Origin of the sequence: Aristaeella hokkaidonensis, assembly GCF_018128945.1 — a bacterium.
GTDB classification, from domain to species: domain Bacteria; phylum Bacillota; class Clostridia; order Christensenellales; family Aristaeellaceae; genus Aristaeella; species Aristaeella hokkaidonensis.
In genome coordinates, this window is sequence record NZ_CP068393.1 from 1,125,549 (window position 1) to 1,152,260 (window position 26,712).

The 26,712-nt window shown below is 52.9% G+C and carries 28 protein-coding genes; 2 read left to right on the top strand and 26 right to left on the bottom strand.

Features of this window, described 5'->3' with window-relative positions; translation table 11 throughout:
• Positions 1–21: 21 nt before the first annotated feature.
• From JYE49_RS05240 to rpsT, 19 genes are all read right to left on the bottom strand, one after another.
• On the bottom strand, positions 22–1,602 hold the full coding sequence (locus JYE49_RS05240; protein ID WP_093956395.1) for a glucose-6-phosphate isomerase: 1,581 nt from the start codon (positions 1,600–1,602) through the stop codon (positions 22–24).
• 128 nt (positions 1,603–1,730) lie between these two features.
• Entirely contained in the window at positions 1,731–2,120 is a 390-nt protein-coding gene (rpsI, locus tag JYE49_RS05245) for a 30S ribosomal protein S9 (RefSeq protein ID WP_093956396.1), read from the bottom strand.
• Between the two features lie 21 nt (positions 2,121–2,141).
• The gene (gene rplM, locus JYE49_RS05250; RefSeq protein ID WP_093956397.1) at positions 2,142–2,573 is read right to left on the bottom strand and encodes a 50S ribosomal protein L13; all 432 of its coding nucleotides are present in this window, start codon (positions 2,571–2,573) and stop codon (positions 2,142–2,144) included.
• A 189-nt stretch (positions 2,574–2,762) separates the two neighbouring features.
• A complete protein-coding gene (locus JYE49_RS05255; RefSeq protein ID WP_093956398.1) occupies positions 2,763–3,374 on the bottom strand; it encodes an HAD family hydrolase in 612 nt (203 codons plus the stop codon).
• Complete coding sequence (locus tag JYE49_RS05260) at positions 3,371–5,311, bottom strand: ABC transporter permease (protein ID WP_093956399.1); 1,941 nt, start codon at positions 5,309–5,311, stop codon at positions 3,371–3,373. The genes JYE49_RS05255 and JYE49_RS05260 overlap by 4 nt, the downstream gene beginning before the upstream one ends.
• Positions 5,312–5,324: 13 nt before the next feature.
• Positions 5,325–6,335: an ABC transporter ATP-binding protein gene (locus JYE49_RS05265; protein WP_093956400.1), complete on the bottom strand. Its 1,011-nt coding sequence runs from the start codon at positions 6,333–6,335 to the stop codon at positions 5,325–5,327.
• Between the two features lie 81 nt (positions 6,336–6,416).
• On the bottom strand, positions 6,417–7,619 hold the full coding sequence (locus JYE49_RS05270; protein WP_093956401.1) for an extracellular solute-binding protein: 1,203 nt from the start codon (positions 7,617–7,619) through the stop codon (positions 6,417–6,419).
• Between the two features lie 108 nt (positions 7,620–7,727).
• Positions 7,728–9,035, bottom strand: coding sequence for an RsmF rRNA methyltransferase first C-terminal domain-containing protein (locus JYE49_RS05275; protein WP_179217235.1), 1,308 nt, complete (start codon positions 9,033–9,035; stop codon positions 7,728–7,730).
• Positions 9,032–9,718, bottom strand: a complete 687-nt coding sequence (locus tag JYE49_RS05280) for a hypothetical protein (RefSeq protein ID WP_093956403.1) — start codon at positions 9,716–9,718, stop codon at positions 9,032–9,034. The genes JYE49_RS05275 and JYE49_RS05280 overlap by 4 nt, the downstream gene beginning before the upstream one ends.
• Positions 9,715–10,485: a hypothetical protein gene (locus tag JYE49_RS05285; RefSeq protein WP_093956404.1), complete on the bottom strand. Its 771-nt coding sequence runs from the start codon at positions 10,483–10,485 to the stop codon at positions 9,715–9,717. Before JYE49_RS05285 ends, JYE49_RS05280 begins: the two co-directional genes overlap by 4 nt.
• A 12-nt stretch (positions 10,486–10,497) precedes the next feature.
• A complete protein-coding gene (locus tag JYE49_RS05290) occupies positions 10,498–11,559 on the bottom strand; it encodes a CdaR family protein (protein ID WP_093956405.1) in 1,062 nt (353 codons plus the stop codon).
• 2 nt (positions 11,560–11,561) lie between these two features.
• Positions 11,562–12,416: a diadenylate cyclase CdaA gene (cdaA, locus tag JYE49_RS05295; RefSeq protein WP_179217236.1), complete on the bottom strand. Its 855-nt coding sequence runs from the start codon at positions 12,414–12,416 to the stop codon at positions 11,562–11,564.
• A 138-nt stretch (positions 12,417–12,554) separates the two neighbouring features.
• A complete protein-coding gene (locus JYE49_RS05300; RefSeq protein WP_093956407.1) occupies positions 12,555–13,493 on the bottom strand; it encodes an ABC transporter permease in 939 nt (312 codons plus the stop codon).
• Positions 13,493–14,593, bottom strand: a complete 1,101-nt coding sequence (locus JYE49_RS05305; protein WP_093956408.1) for an ABC transporter permease — start codon at positions 14,591–14,593, stop codon at positions 13,493–13,495. Before JYE49_RS05305 ends, JYE49_RS05300 begins: the two co-directional genes overlap by 1 nt.
• Complete coding sequence (locus JYE49_RS05310; protein ID WP_093956496.1) at positions 14,590–16,110, bottom strand: ABC transporter ATP-binding protein; 1,521 nt, start codon at positions 16,108–16,110, stop codon at positions 14,590–14,592. Before JYE49_RS05310 ends, JYE49_RS05305 begins: the two co-directional genes overlap by 4 nt.
• A 179-nt stretch (positions 16,111–16,289) precedes the next feature.
• Complete coding sequence (locus JYE49_RS05315) at positions 16,290–17,387, bottom strand: BMP family lipoprotein (protein ID WP_093956409.1); 1,098 nt, start codon at positions 17,385–17,387, stop codon at positions 16,290–16,292.
• Positions 17,388–17,531: 144 nt separating this feature from the next.
• A complete protein-coding gene (locus JYE49_RS05320) occupies positions 17,532–18,542 on the bottom strand; it encodes an SH3 domain-containing protein (RefSeq protein ID WP_143754460.1) in 1,011 nt (336 codons plus the stop codon).
• 31 nt (positions 18,543–18,573) lie between these two features.
• Positions 18,574–19,152 carry a hypothetical protein gene (locus tag JYE49_RS05325; RefSeq protein ID WP_143754461.1) on the bottom strand — a complete coding sequence of 193 codons (579 nt, stop codon included), beginning with the start codon at positions 19,150–19,152 and terminating at the stop codon, positions 18,574–18,576.
• 157 nt (positions 19,153–19,309) lie between these two features.
• Positions 19,310–19,573, bottom strand: a complete 264-nt coding sequence (gene rpsT, locus JYE49_RS05330; protein ID WP_093956412.1) for a 30S ribosomal protein S20 — start codon at positions 19,571–19,573, stop codon at positions 19,310–19,312.
• A 163-nt stretch (positions 19,574–19,736) separates the two neighbouring features.
• On the opposite strand from rpsT, the gene yqeK reads away from it, so the two are divergent.
• Together yqeK and rsfS are read left to right on the top strand one after the other, a co-directional pair.
• Entirely contained in the window at positions 19,737–20,927 is a 1,191-nt protein-coding gene (yqeK, locus tag JYE49_RS05335) for a bis(5'-nucleosyl)-tetraphosphatase (symmetrical) YqeK (RefSeq protein ID WP_093956413.1), read from the top strand.
• Between the two features lie 44 nt (positions 20,928–20,971).
• The gene (rsfS, locus tag JYE49_RS05340; RefSeq protein WP_093956414.1) at positions 20,972–21,337 is read left to right on the top strand and encodes a ribosome silencing factor; all 366 of its coding nucleotides are present in this window, start codon (positions 20,972–20,974) and stop codon (positions 21,335–21,337) included.
• A gap of 265 nt (positions 21,338–21,602) precedes the next feature.
• Here rsfS and coaBC read toward each other — a convergent pair whose 3' ends face one another.
• From coaBC to JYE49_RS05375, 7 genes are read right to left on the bottom strand one after another with little or no spacing between them, the layout of a single operon-like run.
• Positions 21,603–22,802, bottom strand: coding sequence for a bifunctional phosphopantothenoylcysteine decarboxylase/phosphopantothenate--cysteine ligase CoaBC (gene coaBC, locus JYE49_RS05345; protein ID WP_093956415.1), 1,200 nt, complete (start codon positions 22,800–22,802; stop codon positions 21,603–21,605).
• A gap of 1 nt (position 22,803) precedes the next feature.
• Complete coding sequence (rpoZ, locus tag JYE49_RS05350; protein ID WP_093956416.1) at positions 22,804–23,022, bottom strand: DNA-directed RNA polymerase subunit omega; 219 nt, start codon at positions 23,020–23,022, stop codon at positions 22,804–22,806.
• Between the two features lie 25 nt (positions 23,023–23,047).
• Positions 23,048–23,650 carry a guanylate kinase gene (gmk, locus tag JYE49_RS05355; protein WP_093956417.1) on the bottom strand — a complete coding sequence of 201 codons (603 nt, stop codon included), beginning with the start codon at positions 23,648–23,650 and terminating at the stop codon, positions 23,048–23,050.
• Complete coding sequence (locus JYE49_RS05360) at positions 23,647–23,904, bottom strand: DUF370 domain-containing protein (RefSeq protein WP_093956418.1); 258 nt, start codon at positions 23,902–23,904, stop codon at positions 23,647–23,649. The genes gmk and JYE49_RS05360 overlap by 4 nt, the downstream gene beginning before the upstream one ends.
• An 8-nt stretch (positions 23,905–23,912) precedes the next feature.
• Positions 23,913–24,785: a YicC/YloC family endoribonuclease gene (locus tag JYE49_RS05365; protein ID WP_093956419.1), complete on the bottom strand. Its 873-nt coding sequence runs from the start codon at positions 24,783–24,785 to the stop codon at positions 23,913–23,915.
• A 40-nt stretch (positions 24,786–24,825) separates the two neighbouring features.
• Positions 24,826–25,974 carry an N-acetylglucosamine-6-phosphate deacetylase gene (gene nagA / locus JYE49_RS05370; protein WP_093956420.1) on the bottom strand — a complete coding sequence of 383 codons (1,149 nt, stop codon included), beginning with the start codon at positions 25,972–25,974 and terminating at the stop codon, positions 24,826–24,828.
• A gap of 41 nt (positions 25,975–26,015) precedes the next feature.
• Positions 26,016–26,708 carry an anaerobic ribonucleoside-triphosphate reductase activating protein gene (locus JYE49_RS05375; RefSeq protein WP_093956421.1) on the bottom strand — a complete coding sequence of 231 codons (693 nt, stop codon included), beginning with the start codon at positions 26,706–26,708 and terminating at the stop codon, positions 26,016–26,018.
• Positions 26,709–26,712 lie beyond the last annotated feature (4 nt).

Here is a 26,712-nt window from a genome sequence, read left to right on the forward strand (position 1 = left end):
TGTTTTTTCTGTATGTTTGCGTCAGATGCCGAGCAGTTCGCTGAAGGTGTTCAGTGCTCCGTCTGTCTCATGGGCGAGAACGCGCTTGGCCAGGATCTTGCCCAGCTGTACGCCCTCCTGGTCAAAGCTGTTCAGGTTCCACAGGAAGCCCTGGAACATAACCTTGTTCTCAAAATGGGACAGCAGCGCGCCCAGCGCTTCAGGGGTCAGCTGTTTACCAATGATGATGCTGGAAGGCCGGTTGCCGGCAAAATGCTTGTTCCGGTTTTCATCCTGCTTGCCGCAGGCAAAAGCCATAATCTGCGCTGCCACGTTGGCGCTCAGCTTCTGCTGGCTTGTGCTTCCCTGGATGGTTACGTCCATACCGGCCTGGTTTTCATTGAAGCCGATGAACTGCAGCGGAATAATGTCCGTTCCCTGGTGCAGCAGCTGATAGAAGGAGTGCTGTCCGTTGGTACCGGGTTCGCCGAAGATGATGGGCCCGGTGGGATAATCCACTGCTTCTCCCCTTCTGTTCACGCTCTTGCCGTTGGATTCCATATCCATCTGCTGCAGATGGGCCGGGAAGCGGCTCAGCGCCTGGGAATAAGGCAGCACGGCAGTGGCCGGATATCCGAGCACATTCCGCTCGTAAACGCCGATCAGCGCGTCCAGCATCGCGGCATTGGTCATCGGATCTTTGCCGGCAGCCAGCTTGTCTTCTTCAGCAGCGCCCCGCAGGAAACGGTCAAACACTTCCGGTCCGAAGGCCAGGGAAAGCACTGCGCCGCCCACGGAAGAAGTGGAGGAGAAACGTCCGCCGATAAAGTCGTCCATGAAGAAGGCAGCCAGGTAATCACTGTTGCCTGCCAGCGGGGATGTCTCGCTTGTTACAGCGATCATATGCTTGGATGCATCCAGTCCGGCGTTCTTCAACGCTTCTTTTACAAAGGATTCGTTGGTCAGGGTTTCCAGCGTTGTACCGGATTTGGAAACCAGGATAAAAATCGTCCTGGAAGGATCAATCGTGCCCAGTACGCCTGCTGCGTCGTCCGGATCCACGTTGCTGATAAACTTTGCTTCCATCTTGAAGCAGCCGTTCTTCTTGGCCCAGTTTTCCAGGGCCAGGTACATGGCGCGGGGCCCGAGGTCGCTGCCGCCGATGCCGATCTGCACCACTGTGGTAAAGGCTTCACCCTTTTCGTTCACGATCTCTCCGTCATGAACCTTCTTTGCGAAAGCGGCAATTTTGCGCTGCTGTTCCGTATAGAACGCGCGCTTATCTGTACCGTCTGCATTCACCGCACCGCCCAGCTGTCCGCGGGTCAGGTGATGCAGTACCAGCCGCTTTTCTCCTGTGTTGATCACGGCGCCGTTGTACAGCTCTTCAAACTTGGAAGCCAGCTGCGCTTCTTCCGCCAGGGCACACAGATCCTTCAGGATGGCGTCGTCCACCTGCTTTGCCGCATAGTAATAGGTCATACCGGCAGCCATAGGCGCATTATACTTTTTGACTCTTACTGTTCCCTCTTCACCGGCCATGGCACAGGTCAGGTCTACCCGTCCGTTCTGGCCCAGTTTCTGATAGGATGTCAGTTCATTCAGATTCTTCCACTGATTCATTCCGGAACCTCCGTTACAATTTGTATTGCATGCATATTATAACTTTCATGGCGGATGCTTTCAAGCTTTTCGCCATCAAAAAATCCCCGTACCATCCGGTACAGGGATTTTGTAAAGCAGTCGTATAATCAGCGCTTGCTGAACTGCGGAGCACGACGGGCTGCCTTCAGACCGTACTTCTTGCGTTCCTTCATACGAGGATCGCGGGTCAGCAGACCGGCCTTCTTCAGGGCACCGCGCAGTTCCGGATCAGCCTTGCAAAGGGCACGGCTGATGCCGTGACGGATTGCACCGGCCTGACCGGTCAGACCGCCGCCGTTGACGTTCACCAGCACGTCGAAGCTGCCGGTGTTGGTCAGGGTCAGGGGCTGACGAACAGTCATCTTCAGGGTCTCCAGACCGAAATACTGATCAATATCACGCTTGTTGATCGTGATCTTTCCATCGCCGGCAACCAGACGGACGCGGGCAACGGCTTTCTTACGGCGACCAACCGCATTGAATTCTACCTTAGCCATTCTCTTTTACTCCTTTCCGCGTCACTTCAGATCCAGCACTTCAGGCTTCTGAGCAGCCTGCTCATGCTCGGCTCCGGCATAAACCTTAAGCTTCCGGGCCATCTGGCGTCCCAGGGGTCCCTTGGGCAGCATGCCCACGACAGCGCGGCGAACGGCAAACTCGGGCTTTTCGGCCATCAGCTTGCGATACTTGGTCTCTTTCAGACCACCGGCATAACCGCTGTGATGATAGTAGATCTTCTGATCCAGCTTCTTGCCGGTCAGAATCGCCTTGGAAGCGTTGATGATGATAACATAATCACCGGTATCCATATTGGGGGTATAAATCGGCTTGTTCTTGCCGCGAAGGATGTTGGCAACCTGGCTGGCCAGCCGGCCCAGAACCATCCCGTCCGCGTCGACAACGTACCACTTGCGGTCGATGTCAGCAGCCTTAGGAATAAATGTCTTCAAAGTACTTCCTCCTTGGGTTGATGGTTGAAGTGTTTCCTCACATGATGGTCGCATGTTTGGATTGAGTCAATGGCTACCGGGGCTAGCGGAGCTATTGATTGCCAACCGCTATTTTACGTCAAACAGCAAATGAAGTCAAGCATTTTCTTTGCCTGACTTCATTTATTTTCGGGGTTTTCAGGGATATTGTCAGATCCGGATGCCGGACTCCCTCATTTTCTGCTCCAGTTCATACGCTTCCCCGTGAAAAACGATCCCTTTCCAGCCGCATGCTATGGCGGCGGCCACATTGGCCGTTGTATCATCTATAAACAGGCATTCTTCCGGTTTCAGGGAGAACTTTTCTGTAAACAGCCTGTATATTTCCGGATTGGGTTTCACTGTTTTCACGTCACAGGAAATCAGTTTACCGTCAAAATACTGGCTGACAGAAAATCTGGGCCAGTAATCATGCTGTGCAGCGCTGGCGTTGCTGAGGAGATATATATGATATCCGGCTTCTTTCAGTCTTCGGATCAGGTCTTCCATGCCCGGTATCATATCCCGGGGATAAGCCCAGTTATAAAGCAGGTTCCTGACTTTTGATCTCAGTCTTTCCGGAAATCTGGGCAGAATCAGGGGTTCCGCCGTTTCTTCCGTCAGTGTTCCCGCGTCCATCTGGGCCCATTCTACGGAGAGGAAAAGTTCATTCATCACAAGTTTTCTGTCTTCGGGATCCAGGATGCCTTCCCTGTCTGTAAAATATTTCGGGTCAAACCGGATCACAACGTTTCCCATGTCAAATACAATATTCTGGATCATGCTGCGGTTTCTTGTTCCTCTTTCGGCATTTCTTCCGCCGCTGCGCGGGCAATGCCGATCTTTCCTTTAATTTTCTCAATGCACTTTCTGCGTTTTTCCCGGATGGCCAGCCGCTCACCAAGGTCCCGCGCACCGACGCCGTACACCAGGTAAAGGATCAGTCCGGAAATGATCATGATGAACACGGTGGAAGCGCACCGCCGGCCGGACGCGTTCATATTCACATTGTTTCTGCCTTCATCCTCGCACATACTCTGGATAACCATGGCATAGGTGGTACCTTCAGCCTTTTTAAAGGTTGCGCCCATGTCATATTCGGAGAACAGTGCATTGAAATTCAGTGCAAATACAGCCAGCACGCTCGGCAGCACAATCGGCAGCTTAACCCGCAGGAATGTGACTACCTGGCTGGCGCCCAGGTTTCTGGCCGCGTCCTCCAGCTCGTCGTCTATCGCGTAGAAAGCGGCTTTGATCATTCTCACAGCAAATGGCAGCTTGACCACCATATAGGCCATTACAATCAGGATCCTGACATTCTCCTTCATATACAGGTTCTGGCCGAATACGTAGAACACGTTACCGTTGAAGAAAGTCCGGAACGAATAGCAGATCAGGATTGTCGGCAGCAGCCACGGGAAGAGCAGGCAGGCTTCCACCAGTTTGCCCCGCTTTTTCTTCTTGTGCTTGAAGATGTAGTTTACTGCGATCACAACAATGACGCAGGCCAGGGCCGCCGCGATGGCGGACATGATAAAGCTCAGCCGGATGCCGCCCAATGTCTTCTCGTTGCCGAACACACCGGAAATGGCACCCTTGCTCACCATTTCCTTCCCTTTCCAGTTCTGGTAGATGTAATCCTGGTTCCCAAAGTAGTTGGATAAAGTCCAGGAGGAAGCGTCCAGTACTTTATTCCGGACGTTGCCCCAGTTCTGGAAAGAAAACACGATGATCATCACCACAGGGGTCATGTAGATCACAAACAGGACGTAGGCGTAGATATGCGCCAGCACATTGGCCACAGGATTCTGGATCTTCTGCTTCACCAGCTTGGCCTTGGTTTTGCTGACAGAAAGATAATGTCCTTTATTTTCATAATGATTCAATGTTAATAGCAAAGTAATAGTACACAAGGCAAGAATTATGGATAGTAATGCTGCTCTTGCTTGTGGGAAAGATTCATCTGCAACTGATGAGCCGGCCAATCTAACTATCTCAGGGTTAATGGAATTGTATCCCAGCAGCGTGGGTGCGGACATGGCGCACAGGCCGGTGATGAACGTCATCACTGTCAGTGAGAAGAGCGTGGGCAGCAGGGTGGGCATAACCACCTTCAGCAGTACCTTGAAGGGCCGTGCGCCCAGGTTCCGTGCTGCTTCCACCGTGTTATAGTCAATGCCCCGGATGGCGTTCCGCAGGAACAGCGCATGGTTGGATGTACAGGCAAAGGTCATGGTAAACAGAACCGCGTTGAAGCCTGTAAACCATTGCTTGTTCATCCCCGGGAAAAAGTCTGCCAGCCATTTGGTCATTAGACCATTTTGATCGTACAGGAATTGGTAACCGGTAACTAGCGCGACGCCTGAATAAATCAGTGTTGTCATATATCCCAGGCGCAGGATTTTCGCGCCTTTGATATCAAAATACTCTGTCAGCAGCACAATGGAGATGCCGACGACGTTGACCGTCACAACCAGGCACAGGGCCAGCCTGATGGAATTCCAGAGGAACATCGGCATTTTTCCCGCAAAGAAGAAGCGGATAACGGCAAGGGGATCCGGATTGCCTGCCGCGTCTGTCTCCCGGAACACTGAGGTCAGGGTATTAAAGCATGGTATAACCATGAAGCCCAGGAAGAGATAAACAAACAGGACGCCTCCGAAGATGCCCCAGAGCTTTCCCAGGCCGTATTTTTGCTTTCCGGCAATGGAAGCCTGCATGATCTCACCTCCCTCAGTAACTCATGATATCCTTCGGATCAATCCGCAGGACCACGTGATCGCCGGGTTCATAGATATTGATACCGTCATTCTTTTCCACGACCTTCAGGGTCTGTCCGGCAGTCTGGATCGTATATTTGATGAACAGTCCGTAGTATTCCTGGCTTTCGATTACGCCTTTAATGGAAACAGCCTGTCCGTCTGCGGCGGGCTCTTCCTCGTTGTCAGCCCTGACGCCGATCCGTTCAAGGCGGATATAATGCACCTTGTCCTGCGGCAGGTTCATGAGGCCGGTAATTTCGCCCTGCAGTTTGTTGATATCGCCGATAAAGTTGGCAACGAACTCAGTGGCGGAATGATTATAGACTTCATTCGGCGTGCCGATCTGTTCAATGTATCCCTTGTTGAACACCGCGATCCGGTCAGAAAGCGTCAGCGCCTCTTCCTGGTCGTGGGTCACGTAGATTGTGGTGATGCCGAATTCGCGCTGCATTTTCTTCAGCTCGTTCCGGAGGTTCACGCGGAGTTTGGCGTCCAGGTTGGACAGCGGTTCATCCATACAGATGATGGCCGGTTCTGTCACCAGTGCCCGGGCAATCGCGACGCGTTGCTGCTGTCCGCCGGATAGCTGGGATACCGCCTTGGCCAGCTGTTCGTCGGTCAGGTCAACCTTCCGTGCGATATCCTTGACCTTCTGCTCGATCTCATCCTTCTTCATTTTCTTGATCTTCAGGCCGAAGGCAATATTGTCACGTACTGTCATCGTCGGAAACAGCGCATAGGACTGAAACACGATCCCGATATTCCTTTTTTCAATAGGCACATGGGTAATATCCCTGCCCTGCATGGATACAGTACCTTCCACCGGCTCAATAAAACCGGTAATGGTACGCAGGGTTGTTGTCTTGCCGCATCCGGACGGTCCGAGGAAAGTAAAGAACTCTCCTTCCTTGACGTCTACATTGATGTGGTGCAGCGCTTCAAAATCGCCGAACCGCACGACGATGTTTTTCAGATCGATCATTTTGTTTCAGTCCTTCTTTCTCCGTTTTATGGAAAAGGGGCTGCCGTCGCGCGGCAGCCCCGGATATCAGGGCAGTTCAGATTATTCCTGCTTCTGGGTCAGGGTAGCCCAGTCCAGGTTGTCCCAGTCCGGTTCTGCCGGGGCATTGGCACTGTCAGCCCAGAAGAAGCCCAGGTTGGTCATGATGTTGGTCCACTCGGAGGAGTGCGCTCCGACGTACTCGGCATAGGTCATTTCAGTGCCGGGAACGGTGGTCAGGGAGCAGTTCTTGATCGCGTAGATCGGAGGAACTTCGTCAAACAGTTCAGCTACTGCATCATTGTTACAGGGATAAGAATCGAATGCGTCAGACCAGGCAATCTGAGTTTCAGCGGAACCGAACCACTCAGCAAATGCCTTCACGGTCTCGGTTTCTGCTTCGCTGCGGCCTTCACGGTCCAGGATGCCGATGTATTCAGCAATGTAGTAGGTACCGTCGGCGATATCCACCAGGGCCCAGTTCTCGCCTACCGGCACGCCGTTCAGGGGATGCTCATAGGTGGGATTCTCGGAAGTGGCGGTGATTTCGCCATACAGGGAGGAAGAGTAGAAAGTGGATACCTGCACATCTCCGCGGATAAGAGGATTCAGACCATATTTGTCATCTGTGAATACCACGCCATTAGCACAGTACTTCCACAGTTTTTTCCATCCTTCAATGGAAATACCACCTGCAGGAGACTCAGGATCGGTGAAAGCATACAACATTGCATTATTTGTATTCATATTTGTTGTGCCACCGACCTTATTCTGACGGTACCACTTATAATTACTATCAGCAAGATCAGCCCAGTGATCAAATTTGATAGCTTCGCCGTTGGTGCCGTACTCATCCGTACGATAGAGCATCAGGATGTTCTGGATCACCAGGCCGTAGGCCTTGCCGTCGAACTTGTATTCGCCGACTTTGTCTGCCCAGGTGGGAGTCCAGTCCATCACCTTCAGGTTCTCATACTGGCCGTTGACCAGCTGGGACCAGCGGACTTCGTTCAGGCCGAAGACCAGGTCGCCGTCTTTGTTTTCGTTGGCAGCCTGCACAGCCGCGGTATCACCGGAAATTATTGAGTTGTCGTCGATAGAGATGTTGAAGCCGGCTTCCTTGGCCTTTTCGATCAGCCAGGTAGTCCGCTCGGTGGAATTGGAGTTGCTGTAAATACGGATGGTATATCCGTCATCAGCCTGTGCAAAGCTGAGCAGGGAGAACGTCATCACAGCAACTAAAAGAAAAGCAAACAGTTTTTTCATGGGTGCCTCCTGTTGTATTCACCTGTCGGTGTTATTTGTTGGGTGTATTATAGCGCATTTCGGTATCGTTTTCAATGCATTTGTTCAAAAATTGTTTTTTTCAGCCCGTTATGGCAGGTAATGAAGGCCCCTCAGCCCTTTGGGATAATGGTTTTTGATCATGCCGCCGCTTCCCTTTCCCCATCCGGCGGCAAGGCTGTTATACCGCATCAGCGTCCAGCCCTCCAGGCTGCTTTTAATAGTTTCTCCGGACAGGAACCGGACCACTTCCTCCGGCTTCATATCATAGGTTTGCATAGCGGGCGTACGGAAGCACAGTGCCGCGGCGTGATCCGGAAACGCGTTTTTTCCCCGCACCTCGCCCAGGTGCAGGCCGATTCGCAGCGTACGGATCCCCTTCAGGTCCGGAAGTTTCGGAATGGAAATCATTGTGTTTCCGAACAGGTGCGTAGCCCTCGGAAGATCCGGGAAAGCTCCGGCAAATACGGCGCTGTCGTTCTTTGAGGGAACAGGCATAGATCTGTCCTCAGGCAAAACCGCTTCCCCGTCTCCTGCTTTCCGGAAAAGGGCTGCGAACTGTCCCTCGCCTTTCAGCCGGTGCGGATAGCAGGTAAACATGCCTTCCGGCGCGTCAATGCCCGGCAGCGTAAATGCCTGCAGGCTGAATTCCGGAAACTGCGCCGTAAACCACCGTGCATTCTCTTCATTTTCCCTGGGGTTATAGGTGCATGTGGAATAAACCAGCCTGCCGCCGGGTCTGACAAGCCCGGCCGCGGCGCTCAGGATTTCCTGCTGCCGTTCCGCGCATCCGTCTGCTTTGTCCTGCGTCCACTCGTTTCTGGTTTCCGGATCTCTGCGGAACATGCCTTCTCCGGAACAGGGAGCGTCCACCATCACTGCGTCAAATCCTTCAGGCCACTGTTTCGCCAGCTGATCCGGCTTCGCACAGGTAACAACGGTATTGGGCAGTCCCATTCTTTCAATATTGCTGCTCAGGATGGCCGCACGTTTCGGCACGGGTTCATTGCACACCAGCAGTCCTTCGCCCTTCATCCCGCAGCCGATCTGGGTGGATTTCCCGCCGGGCGCGGCACACAGGTCCAGGACTTTTTCTCCCGGACGGGCAGCAAGTACAGCCGCCGGCAGCATGGCGCCCGGTTCCTGGATATAAAACGCGCCGGTTTCATGCAGGATCATCGATCCTGCATTGGAATCCAGCGCCAGGTAATATCCGTCTTTTGCCCACGGCACACGTCCGTCTTCTGTCAGAGATTTGATGCTGTCTGTCACTTTCAGGGGATTCATCCTGATTCCCCTGACCGGGGGTTCTTCCAGTGCATGCAAAAATGCGGTCAGCTCATCACCGAGCTGCAGCCGCATTCTGCTGATAAAGTCTTCAGGAAGTTTTATATTCATATTTGTTCCATCCATTCGGGAGCCATATAGCGCTTCACAGCCAGTGTCGGGGTCGTCAGCCGGCACCGGTCCAGTACGTCCTGTTTTCCGGCCGTGATAACCTGCCCGATACCCATTCTTTCAGCGCATTCCAGCACCGTTTTCTCCCCGGCTTCAATCATTTCCGGTTCTGTCTGGTCTGCCAGGTTGGTATTGTTGATCAGCGCGTCGATTCTCAGCCGTCCCCGGTTTGCGATCCGCTGCGCCAGGTCAATAATATCGTCCGCTTCTTTTGTCAGCGGTCTCATACAGTTGATGACAAACAGCATCGCTGTCTGTTCCCGTCTGGCGATAAAGGAAGGATAAAACCGTCCCAGTGCCGCCGCGCCGGTATCGTCCCCGCCCACGTCAAAGATCACCTTATCGGAAGGAACTTCAAAAACGCTCTGTATTTCTGCCGGCAGGGCCGGAATATCCACCGTAGTCATCGCGAAAGTAGGCATCAGCATACGTACGCCTGCTTTTTCCATCTCTTCCGCTTTTTCACCACTCCTGAAATAGGGGTTTACGATATCCAGGTCAACCAGCGTCGTCCTGCATTTCTGCGCAAAATGCAGAGCCATGTTCAGCGCCAGCTCCGTTTTTCCGCTGCCGTAGTTGCCGGTCAGTACCAGGTATTGTTTGTCCGTGAGGATCTCATTCATTCCTTTTCATCCTCGCTTTTCTTCCATCCTCTGGGATAAACCGGTTCATGATAGGCCTGCTGGCTGTTGATCACGTTCTGCGGGGCGTCAAACGGACGCAGATCCTCTTCCGGGTCAGAGAAAAGTTCGCTGACGTTAATTCTTCTGCGTCGCCGGTATAAAACCGGTTGTGCTTTTCCTGTCTCCTGCTTCCCGGCGGATACAGCTTCTGCTTCCTGTTCGGGCACGGCAGCTGCCGCAGGCCGGGGCCGGCGGTACGGGCTGTCTGCAGGCACATGATATCCCGCAGGCGTAACGGTGACCGGCACAGATTCACGGGGCGCAGGATACGTTTTTTCTTCTTTGGGCGGTTCTGGTTCCCATCTGGAGAAATCCGCCGGCTGGTAGGCTTCTTCGTGTTCCGGTTCTGCGTTTTCGGGTACGCTCTGTACGTTTTCAGGCTGAGCCGGAGCCGCAGGTACCCTGCGCCGGACAGGTTTTTCATTCATCAGGGGACGTCTTTCAGGTACTGGTTCCTCTTCTTCCTCTTTATTGTGGAAAAAGAAGCTTTTCCATACTTTATAAGGCTTCCATCTGACAATATAGACTCCCAGATCGGATACCAGGCCGATAATGCAGAGGACAGCGGCAATGGGAATCCAGTGTTTTCCGACCCATGTCAAAAGAGAGCCGCCTTTTTCACTCGTAAAAGCCGACCACACAGCAGATATGATTCCCTGCAGCCATCCAAGCATGACCCGGAACAGTGAATTAGCGAAACTGCCCATTCGATATGCTCCTTATGGCTCGTTCGTTTCAATAATTTCTACAGTGACTGTGATAGTATCATTTGATATGACAGAATTTTCAGAGGGCTTGAGAACTTTCAGCGGGAAACTCTTTGTAGCCTTCATCCCGTTGACGTTAATGCCTGTGTCTTCCACCAGGATGCTGTCAACCGTCTCCAGCACCTCGCTGCTGTCAGTCACCGTAATGGTTTCCGGACTGTATGTGACTTTGTTGATCGTGTATCCCTTGGCCACTTTTCCCGTCAGGTTTGCACAGTATTCTGTCTTGAATACTTTTTTCGCCAGTACGTTATAGGAAACCATCACCGTGTCAATCGGCACGTTGGCGCTGGTGATACTCAGATTGGACGTATCAAGTATTTCCTGGTCTTTGTTATAGAATTCGAAAGGAACAGGAACACTGTTTCCGGAACCGGAAGTCCATTCAACGTCGTCATTGGTAACAAGGCATTTGGCTTTGAAAATTGCGTTTACAATGCTTTGCGGACCGCTGACATTAACAATCTTCGGATCACATTCTCCGGGCACATATGCCCATCCTTCAGGTTCTTCATCAATATATTCAGCCTGGACTGGAATGCTTCTGGTATTGATTCTTTCCACATTGACGGTAACGCTGCCTGGACTGATGCTGTTACTGTTTACAGCTCCGTAAAGATTGGTTTTGGTGCTCAGCAGTTTGATTTCCTGCTCGCCCGTTTTATTGATCCTGGAAAGATCCAGACGGATGTTATAGAAGGAAGCGTCTGCATTTTCATACTGTTTCTGGGGCACAGCCGCGACAAAATCTGCATAGATGTTATCCAGGTCGGAGGTAACGATAAAGCCATTGCCTTTCAGGGCTTCCTGTCCGGTTATGGAAACTTTGACTTCCTGGAAGGCCTTGTCCCGTGTGATGCTTTCATCCTGGGAAATCAGTCCGGCCCACAGGAATAGTGAGATTACAATGGCAATGAGCTTCAGCCATCCGTTATGGAGAAACAGATGCTTCAGTCCCCTGCCGATCAGGGTCAGCGTTTTTTTGAAATCTCTTTTGTTTGTTCTTTCAGTCATGGTCAGCCCTCCGTATGCCTTTTGAATATTCCCCGGAGGAAAGAGGAAATGCTGGATACCTTGGAACTGTAAAAGCCGTGCAGGAAGGATCTCATGGCGTCAATGGAATAAGGCCGCTGGAGGGATCCATCCATCGCAAGGCTGATAATACCTGTTTGTTCGGATACAACAATCACCGCCGCGTCTGTGTTTTCACTGATACCGACAGCAGCGCGGTGACGGGTGCCGAGTCCGCGGATCACACCGCTGGCTTCCGCCAGCGGCAGGATGCACGCAGCGGCCATGATCCGGTCTTCCCGGATCACAACGGCACCGTCATGCAGCGGCGTATTCGGTTCAAAGATATTTTCAAGCAAGGGGGCGGATATTTCAGCGTTCAGTGCCGTACCGGTTTCAATAACGTCCTGCAGTCCTGTTTTCCGTTCAAAAACAATCAGGGCGCCAACCCTGCGCCGGCTCAGGTCAACAACGGTCTGGATAATCTCATCGATAATGATTTCCGTATCTTCATCTTCATTTCGATGGTTGCCCTTGGTAATCAGGCGGCTGCGTCCCATGCGTTCCAGGGCTTTCCGCAGTTCCGGCTGGAACAGGATTACCAGCACCAGTGCGCCGTTCTGGAGCACAGCCAGCAACAGCCAGTTAAGGCTGGTCAGGCCCAGGATATTGCTCAGGATGACAATCACAAACAGCAGGAAAAGACCCTTCAGCAGGGCGCTTCCCCTTGTGTGCCTGGTCAGCAGCAGCAGCTCATAGATGATCACTGCTACGATCAGGATATCGATGATGTCAATGATGCCGAGACGATGGGTCAGGTTCCACCCCATACTCCGGATTGTTGTCCAGATATCGCCCATCATCTCACCTCCGTACAGATCTTCATTATCTGTTTTATTATACACGACATTCCTGTGATTGAAAAGGGAAACAGAACGGGATAATGCTTTCTTTCAGAAAAAAAGCTGCCCGCAGGCAGCTTTTTCAAGGATGATTTTTTATCTGGATCCCTTGTCATAGGGAATGCCTTCCGCCTTGGGCGCATGGGATGCTTTGGAAGTAAAGGCCAGCACGATCAGGCATACGATATAGGGCATCATATTGTACACGTTGCCCGGAAGATTCAGGGAAAGCAGGAACGGGAATCCTGTGTAGGTATTGGACAATGCCCGGAATAAACCGAAAAGCAGTGCCGCAACAGCGATGCGGGAAGGTTTCCACTGGCCGAAAATCATAACCGCCAGTGCCAGGAAGCCGAAGCCTGCGACGCCGTTTTCAAATTTCCACAGGGATACGCCGGCCAGGATATAGCAGAGGCCGCCGAGTCCGCCCAGCAGTCCGGAAATCAGTACGCCGCTCCAGCGCATTTTGTACACATTGATACCCACGGAATCCGCCGCCTGCGGATGCTCACCGCACGCCATCAGGCGCAGGCCGAACCGGTTCTTGTACAGCAGGAAATATACTGCAGCTACCGCGATAACGGCCACAATCATAAACCAGTTGAATTCAAATCCGTTGATGTTCACGATGAACATCTTCCGTGCTGCCACATACTCGATTTCAGAGGAATGGTTGTCGGGATTCGCGGCAGTGTTCATAGCCTTCACCAACACGGTGGCCGCGGCCGTTGCCAGCAGGTTCATGGCCGTACCGACCAGCGTCTGGTCTGCTTTGAAATGGATGGCGGCGACGCCCAGCAGGCACGAATATAACATGCCTGCAAGCCCTGCCGCAATCATGGCAGCAAGCACCATCACCACTGCGGAGGTCGTTCCCAGCGTCCGCATTACAAGTGCGCCGCCCAGTGCGCCCACGACCATGATACCTTCCAGTCCCAGGTTAATGATTCCGGAGTGCTCGGATATACATCCGCCGAGGGCAACCAGCATAAGAACGGAAGCGAAGATTAATGTATATTGTATCAGAAGCAGCATTATTGTTTCGCTCCTTTCTTATCTTCCCTGCGTGTAATCACGCGATTCATGGTCAGTTTGATAAACAGCACGAAGCCGCACAGGTATATGATCACCGAAGAAATCACGTCAGAAATCTGGGAGGAATAGAAGTTGGTGTTCACATACTGTCCGCCGTCTGTTATATGCTGGATAAAGAAGGAGGAGAATACCGCGCCGATGGGATGAAGTCCTCCCAGGAAGGCAGCCGCAATTCCGTTGAAGCCCATGGCCGGTACGGAAGACTGTGTGCATTCCCAGCGCATGTATCCGGTCTGGTACAGCAGCGATGCGCCGAGTCCCGCCAGTGCGCCGGAAATCATCAGCGTCAGGATAATGTTCCGGTTCTGCGCCATGCCGGCATACTTGGCGGCATTCTTGTTGTTCCCGGTTGCTTTCAGTTCATATCCGAACCGGGTTTTGCTCAGGATTACCCACACAAGAATGGCCGCAACAATCGCCACAGGTACAGCCAGGGTAACATTGCTGTTCCCGTTGAACAGCTTGTCCAGTCCAAGGGTCGGCAGCATGGAGGCCGGGTTTTCCTTGTTCAGGTACAGCGTATACGGACTGGCCGTCTCCTTGACGTTGGACAGGATCGTATTGGCTGTATAGAGGGAAATCCAGTTGAGCATGATACCGGAAATGACCTCATTCACATTGCAGTATGCCTTCAGGATGCCGGTAATCGCTCCCAGCAGGGAGGCGGCGATCATGGCCAGCAGCATGCAGGGCAGCCATCCCCAGTGCCATGCCAGCGCGGCATACAGGCTGGCGCACGCGCCTGCCACATACTGTCCCGCGGTGCCGATATTGAACAGGCCTACTTTATAGGCAAACAGAATGCTCAGCGAGCACATGATCAGGGGCATGGTCTTGGCCAGTGTATTGCCGAACTGTTTCAGCTGGCTTTGCGGCCGGCTCCAGGTGAAGAAGTTCTTGATGATATTCAGGATGGATTCGCTTGCGCCCTGCGGATTGATGAACAGCAGGACGATATAGCCGATCAGCAGACCTGCCAGGATACAAAGGATGGAGGCTGCGAAAGTCTGTACGGCCTGGTTTTTCAAAACTTTTCTCATGCCTTTTTCACCTCGTCTCTCTTTGCGCCTGCCATATACAGTCCCAGCTCTTCCTGCGTCGTCTTCTTCGGATCGAGTTCGCCCACGATCTCTCCTTCATACATGACCAGGATCCGGTCCGGAACGTCCATCACTTCGTCCAGTTCCAGGGAAATCAGCAGTACCGCTTTCCCTGCGTCCCGCTGGGCGACCAGCTGCTTATGGATGTATTCAATGGCGCCCACGTCCAGTCCGCGTGTGGGCTGTACCGCGACCAGCATCTCAGGCTGCTTGTCAATTTCCCGGGCGATAATGGCCTTCTGCTGGTTGCCGCCGGACATGGAGCGCGCCGGCGTTACAGAACCCTGTCCGGAGCGGACGTCGTACTGCTCAATCAGTTTGTCTGAATATTCACGGATATTCTTTCTTCTCAGGAAGCCAATCCGGTCTGTAAACCTGGATTCAAAATAGGTCTGCAGGATCATGTTGTATTCCAGGGAATAATCCAGCACCAGTCCGTGCTTGTGCCGGTCTTCGGGAATGTGGCTCATGCCGGCCACGGATCTTTTCCGGATGGAGGCGTGTGTAATGTCCTTGCCGTCCATCATGATCTTCCCGCCCACCAGGGGTTCCAGGCCGGTCAGTCCGTAAACCAGCTCTGTCTGTCCGTTGCCGTCGATACCCGCAATACAGACGATTTCCCCGCGGCGCACCTGGAAGGAAACGTCTTTCACAGCGTTGTTATTGTGTACTTTGGAAGCAACGGTCATATGCTGTACGTCGAGCACCACTTCACCGGGATGGGCCGGCTGCTTATCCACATGGAAGTTGACGTTTCGTCCCACCATCATGGCGGAAAGCTCTTCCATCGTGGTATTCTTTGTTTCCACTGTTCCGATATATTTACCCTTGCGCAGCACGGTGCAGCGGTCTGCAACGGCCATGATTTCAGCCAGCTTGTGGCTGATGAACAGGATGGACTTCCCTTCTGCCGCCAGGTTGCGCATGATCTGCATCAGCTCTTCTATTTCCTGGGGCGTCAGCACGGCGGTGGGCTCGTCAAAAATCAGGATTTCATTATCCCGGTACAGCATCTTCAGGATTTCGGTTCTCTGCTGCATGCCGACTGTAATATCAGATATCACCGCGTCCGGATCTACCTGCAGGCCGTACTTTTCGGACAGGGCAAGGATCTTTTTCCTTGCCTCGGCCTTTTTCAGGATGCCGGCTTTCCCGACGGGTTCATCCCCCAGGATGATATTATCCAGCACGGTAAAGCATTCCACCAGTTTGAAGTGCTGGTGTACCATACCGATCCCCAGAGCGTTGGCGTCGTTGGGATCGTTGATCTGGACCTCTTTGCCGTCCTTTTTGATCGTTCCTTCTTCCGCCTGGTAAAGGCCGAACAGGACGCTCATCAGGGTGGATTTTCCTGCGCCGTTTTCACCCAGCAGCGCATGGATTTCCCCGTGTTTCAGCTGCAGGGTGATATCGTCGTTAGCGATAATGCCGGGAAAGCGCTTTGTGATATGAAGCATCTCAATGGCATACTCAGATTGCCGTTCCTTGTTCAAAGTACGTCCCTCCAATTTGTAAATTGTTCATGGCGAACAAGGGCTTCTTCGCCTTTCTGACACAAGCCCCTGTCCTATATTGCGGAACAGGGGCTTATGTCAAAAACCGGGGATGCGGCGCATCCCCGGCAATCATGAACTGATTACTTGATGTTGCCCAGGTATTCAACTTTGATCGTGGTGGTGGGTTCGGCGTCGATCGCGTTGGAAACGGTGATCTCGCCGGCGTTCATCTTCGCGACCAGAGCGGCGTAGTCTTCAGCAGTGAAGCCATCCGCAAACTGGGTGGAAGGAGCGATCTGCACGAAGTTCTCTTCGGGGTTTTCGGAAACAAGGCCCAGGTTCTCGATCTTGCCGCCTTCAAACTGAGCGTTCAGGATGGAGGCCAGTTCGGTATAAACGGTGGCAGCCAGACCCTTCATGGCGGAGGTCACGGTGATGCCGTCGCCGTACATGCCGTCGATGGTGCCCTTCTGGTCAACGTCAACGCCGATAACCTTGCCGCCGACCTTCTGGGCAGCTTCACCGGCAGAGGTGAAGATACCGCCGCCACAGGCGAACACGATTTCAGTGCCGTTGGCATACCAGGTATCCATGTAAGCGGTGATGTCGGCGTCGCCATAGAACTGGTTGCCGTACACATACTTGATTTCAACGTCTTCAGCGCCCAGCTCGACAGCAGCGGCGTCAGCGCCCTGCACGAAACCGTAGCCGTAACGGACAACAGCGGGAACCGCCATGCCGCCCAGGAAGCCCAGCTTCTTGTAGCCCAGCTTCACAGCAGCGTAACCGGCCATGTAGCCGCACAGCTCTTCCTGGTACACAGCGCAGTACAGGTTGGCGGGAACGTCAGCGGCCAGATCGCCGATGTCGCCTTCACCAACGTCCAGGGCGATGAAGATGATGTCGCTGAATTCGGGAGCCACTTTCTGGATGGCGGGTCCGAAAGCGTAACCGGGCATCACGATCACGGTGAAGCCGTCGTCGATCGCCTTCTCAATGGAGGAGATACGATCTTCATCGGAGTCGGAAGCGGGCTTGTAGTACTGGAAGTCGAGTCCGGAAGCTTCGCAGAACTGCTTGCAGGCTTCATAGGTGGTCTGGTTGAAGGACTGGTCGGTAATGTCACCGTAGTCGGTAATCATGGCGACACGCATGCTGCTTTCGCTTTCAGCGGAAGCAAAGGACACCATGCTCATCATCATTACTGCGGCAAGCAGCAGAGCAAAAAGCTTTTTCATTGGAAATTACCCCTTTCTGATTGTCGGCATATGCCGTTCATTTGTACCAATTATAACAAAAACCGGTACACTTGGAAAGAGTGTACCGGTAATTTTGTTTTCATTTTGTTTCCCGTAAAAACTGTGAAAAGGTTTTGTAATATGTCAAAATGCAGTTGTTGCAAGGAGGTCTGTGGCGGTAGCCGGCACAGATCCTTCATAAATAAACTGTCTCATCATATACCCGTAAGTACCGTCAATCAGGATAAAGCACCAGTCAATTCCGCGTGTGATCACTGTCAGCCTTGTACCGACTTTATAGGATCTGATGATTGTACTCCTGGTTGTGGGTGCCGCACGCAGGTTGACGTTTTTGCCGTTTGCGCTGACCACATATGCGCCTCCGGTCGGCGGAACGGGCTTGACAGGTTCGTTCCCTGTAAGGAACTCTGTCATCATATATCCGTACCGGTTCCCGACGCGGATATAACTCCAGGTAGCTCCTTTGGTAACCATGGCAGCCTGGGTTCCTACGCTGTAAAAACCAATGCTTGTATAGGATTTGGAGGGACCGGACCGCAGATTCACGCCTTTCCCGTTCTTACTGGTCACATATACCGTATATTCCTGACCTGTCGGATTTGTGGCCGGAGTCGGCAGCGGCGTTGCGGATCCGTTGCTGGTCAGGAATTGGGTCATCATATATCCTGTGTAATTCCCGATCTGAATGCGGCTCCAGTTTTTGCCATGCGAAATAATCGAGCACTGAGTACCCGGAGCATAGGAAGCGATAATGGAATATCCCTTCCCGGGGCCGGATCTCAGCCTGACGTTCAGCCCGTTTGAGCTGGTCACATATGCTGTCGTTCCGGTGAGATTGCCGGCTGTACTGGCGGCGTTTCCTCCGATCTGGAGGTAATCACCCAGCATGTATCCTGTTTTGCCGTCCGGTGTCGTAACCGCATACCAGGAGCCGACCTGGCCGGTAATGGTCACCACTGTGCCGCTGGGATAGCTGGCTTTGATAGCTCCGGCAAAGGAAGGCTGTGAACGGAGGATCAGCCATCCGCCCTTGACCGTACCGGTATCCGCCAACGCGCCGCCCATGGGCAGTACTGCTGTAACCGCCAGGATCAGCACCATCAGGATTATTGCGCTGTGTTTACGTTTCGTCATATCTTTCTTTCCTTCCGTATAGAAAATGGCATTAACCAAGTTCCGAATCACTCGTCTCCATCGTGTTAATCATGTAGTCAATATAGGAAGAATAGGTTCCTTCCTGTTCCGACGGATAACGGAGGATGATATGGTGGAAACTCTTGTCAGTCAGATAATACAGGTCTGTCTGTATCATTTTATCCTGATCTTCTTTTCTTGTCACGCGCAGGCAGTTATTTGTTTCGGCGTCCTTGGTGTCAAATCCCGGAACCTCCAGCTTGACAGCTTCCAGCAGGATTTCTTTAGTCAGGCTTCCGTCGTGTGCCATGTTTTCAATGGACAGCGTCGCTTTCCCGTCTGCTGATACTGCTATAAGTCCGCCCAGCCCTTCGTCAAACTGAAAAACTGCCGGATACTGCATGCTGAAACCTGTCTCGCTGTCCATGTACTCGCACATGGATGCGTCTGCAAAAGCGTCCGTCATTTCTTCGAGGCTCATGCCCTCCGTATCCTTTACGTCGGACATCTCAATCAGGGGCTGTATTTCGTCAAGGCCCTGCTCTTCGGTTCCTTCGGGAGCTGTTTCCGCTTTCACGCTGACAGAACATACAGCCAGCATAACAATCATAGTTATAAGGAAAAAGAATCTGAATCTGCTCAAGTCCTCACACTTCCTCTCTCATAAGGGATTCAACTATAAAGACGAAACACATTTCCATTTTCTTCCCAAATACGGAAAAACCCCTTCCGTACACTGGAAGGGAGTTTATCACACGCGATTCTTCTTAGTTAGCGGCCTTGGTCAACTGCTTGGCCAGACGGGCCTTTTTCCGATTGGCGGCATTCTTATGAATAACGCCCTTGGACGCGGCCTTATCGATCACTGCGGAAGTCGCGGACAGCTGCTCATTGGCGTTCTGCGCGTCAGCGGCAACAGCGGCGTCAAACTTCCGGATGGAAGTACGCATCTCGCTCTTTACGATGCGGTTGCGAAGATTCTTCTTCTCGCTGACCTTAACGCGCTTCTTTGCGGACTGGATATTCGGCAACTCGGTTCACCTCCCCTTAGGATCCTTAAAAAACCATCGCATGCAATAATATCACGACGGCCGTGAAAAAGCAAGCTTTTCAAAAAAGAAATTTGAAAGTGTCTTCCCTATACGTTTCTTTTCGTTTATAATATCCGTAACAGAAATCAGGAGGTTCTTTGCTTTGGCAAAAAAAGAGCGTATCGGCATTCTGGGCGGCAGTTTTGATCCGGTTCACCGTGGTCATATTGCGGCAGCGCTCAGTGTGCTTGATGCTGCATACGTGGATCGCCTGCTGATGGTTCCCTGCGGCAATCCCGGCCATAAATCCTGTATTGCCCCGGCGGAAGACCGGTGGAAAATGCTGGTTGCCGCCTGCTCAAAGGATAAGCGCCTGGTTCCTTCCCGTCTGGAGCTGGACCGTTCCGGCACTACCTATGCCGCTGACACCCTGAAGGCTGTGCGGAAGGAATATCCTGACGCGGATCTGTTCTGTATTATTGGTTCCGATACGCAGATGACCCTTTATCATTGGGTTAATATAGAGGAAGTTTTCAGGCTTTGTTCCTTTCTGGTCCTTCCACGGGAAAAAGATGTGAAAGCTTCCTGCCGGGAGGAAATCGACCGGCTGAAAGCCATGGGCGGACGCGTTCGCCTTCTGCCTTTCAGTCCCGTGGCGGTTTCTTCTTCCGGGATCCGTTCGGCATTTTCTTCCGGTATGGTTTCAGAGGATCTGAATCCCGCCGTTCAGGAATATTGTCATTGTAAGGGTCTCTATGGCTGTCCCGGAAGGCTTGACAAGATCGATTTCTGGATGGACAATCTTTTCTCAGCGCTGAAGCCGAAGCGTTTTGCCCATTCCCTGAGCGTAGCCCGTACTTCTGCCCGTCTGGCAGCGATGTATGGAGAAAATCCGCTCAAGGCGGAGCAGGCCGGTCTGCTGCACGACTGTGCCAAGTGCCTTCCCTTAAAGGATATGCAGCGTATCGCCAAAGAGAATCATCTCACTGATGATCCCGGCGTCCTTTCCAGTGATGCACTGCTGCATTCCCTTGCCGGTGCCTGCCTGGCGGAACAGCTCTACGGCATGACCGATCCGGAGGTGCTTGAAGCCATCCGATTCCATAATACCGGTTATCCTGGTATGTCCCGCCTGGCCATGTGTGTCTGCCTGGCTGACTTCATGGAACCGCTTCGCGATCCTTTCCCTCTGCTGGATGAGGTTCGCGCCCTCTCAGAGTCTTCCCTGGAAAAAGCGCTTCTGCGCTCCCTTGAAGGCACTGTGGATCATGTCCTTTCCCGGGGCTGGTATTTGTATCCGCGCACCGTCGATACAATCAGCTGGCTTCGCACGCTCCCGGTTGTCAGGGATTGATGCCGCTCCTGCGGTAACGAATATATTATAGTGGAGGATAAACAATGCAGGATCAGGAAACCGTACTCCGTATTGCCCGTCTGCTCTATGACCGTAAGTCCCAGGATATTGTCGCCCTGAATGTTTCCCGCCTCACCGTGCTTTGCGATCATATGGTGATCGCTTCCGGCCGTACCGCCAGCCAGGTTTCTGCCCTTGCGGATTCCGTGGATGAACTTATGGCAAAGGAAGGCATTGATCTTCGCCGTTCTGAGGGCCGCCGTGACGGCCGCTGGATCATCCTGGATTATGGTCATATTATCGTACATCTCTTCCACCGTGATGACCGCGCTTTCTATGGTCTTGATCGTCTCTGGAATGACGGCACCAACGCACTAGCGCTACCCTTTGATCAAACCCTGCCCGATTAACAACTTAGTAAACACTATAATCACTTTTTGCGTAAGCAAAAAATATCATATAAATCGGAGACACGTTAGTGTCCCCGATTTATCTATCATATCGGCATGAAGCCGATATATCATGTTGCGAAGCAACATATCATTCTTTTGCGAAGCAAAAGACAAATATCAAATAAAAAAAAACTGCTTCTACAGAAGCAGTTTTTTTCACCATTTTTAAGTTTTCAGTTTTCAGTATTCATTAGAAAACAGCACCTTTCGGTGCTGTTTTCGTTTATTTCCTCAACTCAACTATTTTATCCAAAATCTTGTCCGCCAATTCCCTCTTCGTCATCAGTGGCTCTTCTTCCACTCCATCTTTCGTGATCAGTGCCGCAATATTCGTGTCCACATTAAATCCTGCTCCAGGTTTCGTCACGTCATTTGCCACGATCATGTCCAGGTTCTTCTTCTTCAGTTTATCCACCGCGTTCTTTTTCACGTTGTCCGTTTCCGCGGCGAACCCTACCAGCGTCTGGCCCTTTTTCTTGATCGCGCCGACAGCTTTCGCCACGTCGGGATTCTCAGTCAGCGTCAGCGTCAAAGCTTCGCCTTCATCCTTCTTGATCTTGCTCTTTGCGGTTTTTTCGAACCGGTAGTCGCATACGGCGGCCGCCTGGATAATGATATCCTGTTCCGGTGCTTCGCGCATCATCACGTCATACAGTTCCTGGGCGGATTCAATCTGGATGCGGCGGATGCCGGCCGGTACCTGGGCGGTGACGTTTCCGTATACCGTAGTCACTTCTGCTCCCCGTGCCCTGGCGGCTTCAACGATGGCAAATCCCATTTTTCCGCTGGAGTCATTGGTCATATAGCGTACCGGATCCAGTCTTTCCCGGGTAGCGCCGGCGGTCACCAGCACTTTCATCCCGGCCAGGTCGCTGCGTGCATTCAGCCTGTCGCAGATCGCGGCAACGATCGCTTCCGGTTCGCTCATCCGTCCGGCGCCTTCGTCTCCGCAGGCCAGGATGCCGCAGTCAGGACCGACAAACTGTATTCCCCGTTCCTGCAGCGTTTTCAGGTTTGCCTGTGTGGCTGCGGCTGTCCACATTCCTGTGTTCATCGCGGGGGCAAGCAGCACCGGCGCCTTTGTCGCAAGCACGGTGGTGGAAAGCATATCGTCTGCGATGCCGCACGCCATCTTGGCCATGATGTTTGCCGTTGCCGGGGCGATCACAAAGATCTCTGCCCGCTTAGCCAGGGCCACATGTTCCACATTCCAGTATTCAGGTGCCTGGAATGTATCCGTGACAACCTGGTTGGCAGAAAGCGTCTGAAAAGTAAGCGGCGAAACAAATTCCGTCGCGTTCTTCGTCATGATAACATGTACATTCGCGCCCAGATGACGCAAACGGGAGACAACCTCTGCGCTTTTGTACGCGGCGATGCCTCCCGTTACTCCCAGCACGATCTCCCTGCCGGTCAGATCCATATCAGTTCTGCTCCTCCTGCTCCGTCGGGTTGTCGTAGGTCAGCAGTCCGCGGTTAATCTCTTCAACAGCGGTTTTCAGCGGCTTCATGCCTTCCGCGTCGATCATCGGCAGGGCGCCGTTCACGATCTCGCGGCCGCGCTTGCTGGCTTCAACAACCAGGGTGTAACGGCTTTCTGCGTGGTTCAGCAGTTCAAGTACGCTCGGATCAACAATAGACATTTCTTTTCCTCCTCAGGTCTGCAGGTTATTCCTCAATCACCGGGAAATACCGCACTGTGTTCTGTTTCTCAGCCCGGACAATGGCCACCAGCTGTTCAAAAGCCAGCTCCAGGTTGTCGTTCACAATGAGGTAACGGTAGCGGTCTGCCTGGCGGATTTCTCCTCTGGCGTTGTTCAGTCTCCGCTGGATTTCCTCTTCATTCTCTGTGTTGCGGGTATGGAGCCGCACTCTCAGGTCATGATAGCTCGGCGGTAGGATGAACACGCTGACGCAGTCCTTTTCCTTGCTCATGACTTCCCGTGCTCCCTGTGGATCGATATCCAGCAGCACGTTCTGTCCTTTTTCCATCCGGTCATAAACCTCGCTTTTCAGCGTGCCGTACCGGTGACCATGGACGCTTGCATGTTCGATAAACGCGTCCTCGGCAAGCAGTTTATCATATTCCTCGTCAGAAATAAAGTGGTAATGAACATCTTCAATCTCATTTTCCCGCCGTCCCCTTGTGGTGACGCTCACGGAAAAGCAGAATGAGGGATCTTTTTCGAGCAGTTTTGCCACCAGTGTTCCTTTACCGGCTCCGGAAGGACCGGAAATCACCAGCAGCATGCCTTTCCTTGTTTCTTTCATGCGTCTTCCTCCATCCCTTTGCGTTCATCAATGCGGGCTGCCACCGTTTCCGGCATCAGCGGTGAAAGAACAACATGTTCTGAATCTGTAACAATAACAGCTCTGGTCTTGTGTCCGCATGTGGCGTCAATAACCCTGCCGCTGTCCCTTGCGTCCTGGATCATCCGGCGGATCGGTGCCGCCTCCGGGGATACCACAGCTACCAGGCGTTCTGTCGCCAGCATATTTCCATATCCGATGTTCACCAGTTTCATTTTGCCCGTCACTCCACGTTCTGTATCTGTTCCCTCAGCTTCTCAATCTCGCTCTTCAGATCAACCACATGCTGCGCGATGACCGTGTCGGAGGCTTTGGAGCCGATGGTATTGGTTTCGCGGTTCATTTCCTGGATCAGGAAATCCATTTTCTTTCCGGTTTCACCGCTGCTTTCCAGATATTTCCGCATCTGACGGATGTGGCTGTCCAGCCTGGCCAGCTCCTCGTCGATCGCGCACCGGTCAGCCATAATGGCAACTTCCTGGGCGATTCGCTGGGGCTCAATGGCTTCGGTCAGCAGGCTTTTCAGCCGGTTTTCAAGTTTCTCCCGGTATTCGGTAACAACCATCGGAGCGCGCTCCAGGATGGCGTTCCGGAGTTTTTCGACGGCGTCCAGGTGAACCTTCAGGTCTTCCTTAAGGTGCTCACCTTCCCGCGCCCGCATCTGTACCAGTTGTTCCGCTGCAATATCGGCGGCTTCAGCGCAGATCCGGCTGACCGTATCTTCATCCATTTCCTGCTCATTCAATGTCAGTACGCCTTCCATTTTCATGAGCCGGCTGATGGTCATGTCATTCTCAATACCTGTCTGCCCGGCCAGCAGCTTCGCCGCTTCCAGGTAACGTCCTGCCAGTTCCGGATCACATTCAACCGTTGTTGCGGAAGAATCTGTCCTTTTCACCGTCAGGAATACGTCCACATGTCCGCGCAGGATGCGTTTCCCGATGCTGTCCCGGATCGTCTGTTCCAGGAAGTTCAGGTTCCGCGGCAGTCTCATACCGATATCCAGGAAACGGTGGTTTACGGTTTTGAGGTCAATGGTTACTTCCCATCCGTCCTGCTGAACCTTTCCGCTCCCGCATCCGGTCATACTGTGCATGTCTTCGTCACCTCTCCTTACATGGTAGGAATTATATCATTCACCTGTCAGCTTGGCAACTTTCCGCCGTATCGGTAATAACGCTCTTCATTTCCCATTTCCTGGACCACCTGGTCAGGATGGCGGGGCTTCCGGGCACCATATGTCCGGCAACGCTTTCCCCGATGGACTGAGCCGGGGTGGAAGTGCACATTTTGCAGGCGGAAACGGGATCCGCTCCGTACCGGTGGATCAGGTTGTGCAGCGCTTCGTTCATCGTCAGCACGGAACCTGCCAGCGTTCCGTTTTCCAGCCGTGCTGCGCCGTCTTTCACAAATACCGGCTGTCCGCCCAGGCTGTATTCTCCGTCCGGCATTCCGGCTGCTTCCATGGCGTCCGTAATCGCCACCGCTTTGTCAGCGCCCTTGCAGACGATGATCAGCCGGACGATATCATCATGCAGGTGCTTGCCGTCGCAGATCATTTCGCAGTAGTATCGGTCGTCTGTCATGGATGCTCCGGGTACGCCCGGTTCGCGGTGATGCAGCGGTGTCTGGGCGTTAAATGTATGGGTAATATGATCAGCACCCCAGTCTGCTGCCTGATGAACCTGTTCCGCCGTTGCGTGCGTATGGCCGATGGAAACATGAATTCCTGCGGCAGTTGCCCTGCGGATGAATGCTTCGCTGCCCTCGCGCTCCGGCGCCATCGTGATCAGCCGTACCAGTGAGGGATCCTCTGCCATATTCAGCAGTTTCTCCCAGTCCGGATCGCAGAAGTATTCCTGCTTCTGTGCTCCGGCGTGTTTTTCACTCAGGAACGGTGCTTCCATATGGACGCCCAGTACCCTGGCCCCGTTTCTTTCCGGCTGTTCGGTAACCTTTCGGGCGTCCGCGATCGCTTTTGCGGTATCTTCAATGGAAGCACTCATGGTCGTTGGACAGAATGCGCCAGTGCCGGTTCCGGCCAGTTCCCGGCTCATCCGCCGGATGTCTGTCTCGCCCCGCATGGTATCGCTGCCCCGGAAGGCATGAATATGGACGTCCACAAATCCGGGCAGCAGGTAATCCCCTTCCAGGTCGATCACTTTCTCCCCGGCTTCCGCCCGCAGCCCTTCTCCGACTTCCTGCACAATGCCGTTCATCAGCCGGATGCTCAGTCCTTCTTCAAAGTCTTTTCCTGTAAAGACAATGCCGTTTTCAATAAGCATGGTTCCTTGTTTTCCTTTCCCTTCTCCTGAAGGTCATTTTATTAATCCACACCCCGCAGTTCAACTGTGGGAATGCAGGGTCTTACAATATCAGCCCAGTGTTCCATCTGTTCCTTTGTCGGTGCGTGCAGTCCTTCAAATGGCACGGTGTCCCGGTCGGTAAACTTCTGCAGATAATAGCGCTTCGCGCCTTTGATCCATTGTCCGATGCCTTTGAAGCTGTCGTCGTCGTGCAGCTCCGCAACCACAGTTGTCCGGAATTCATATTCTTTTCCGCTGTTCATCAGCAGGGAGATGCTTTCCCGGATGGGAGCAAGATCCAGTTCTTTCAGTCCGGCGGTCATGGCGTAGCGTTCCGGATCGTTTTTAATGTCCATCGCCACATATTGTACTGTGCCTTCCTGCAGCATCTTTTCAAGCCGGTCCGGATGCATGCCGTTGGTATCCAGCTTCACGTCATATCCAAGATCCCGGATCCTGCGGGCCAGGTCCGGCAAGTCTTTCTGCAGCAGCGGTTCGCCTCCGGTAAAGGCAACGCCGTCCAGCAGCCCTTTCCGCTTTTCCAGGAAAGCAATCAGCTCCTCGTCCGTCATTATGGCCGGAGCGCTTCCGTCCAGAAGTTCCGCATTATGGCAAAAAGGGCAGCGCATTTCGCAGCCCCCGAAAAATACTGTGCATGCAACCCTGCCGGGATAATCCAGCAGCGTCATTTTCTGAAGTCCGTGAATTTTCATCGGC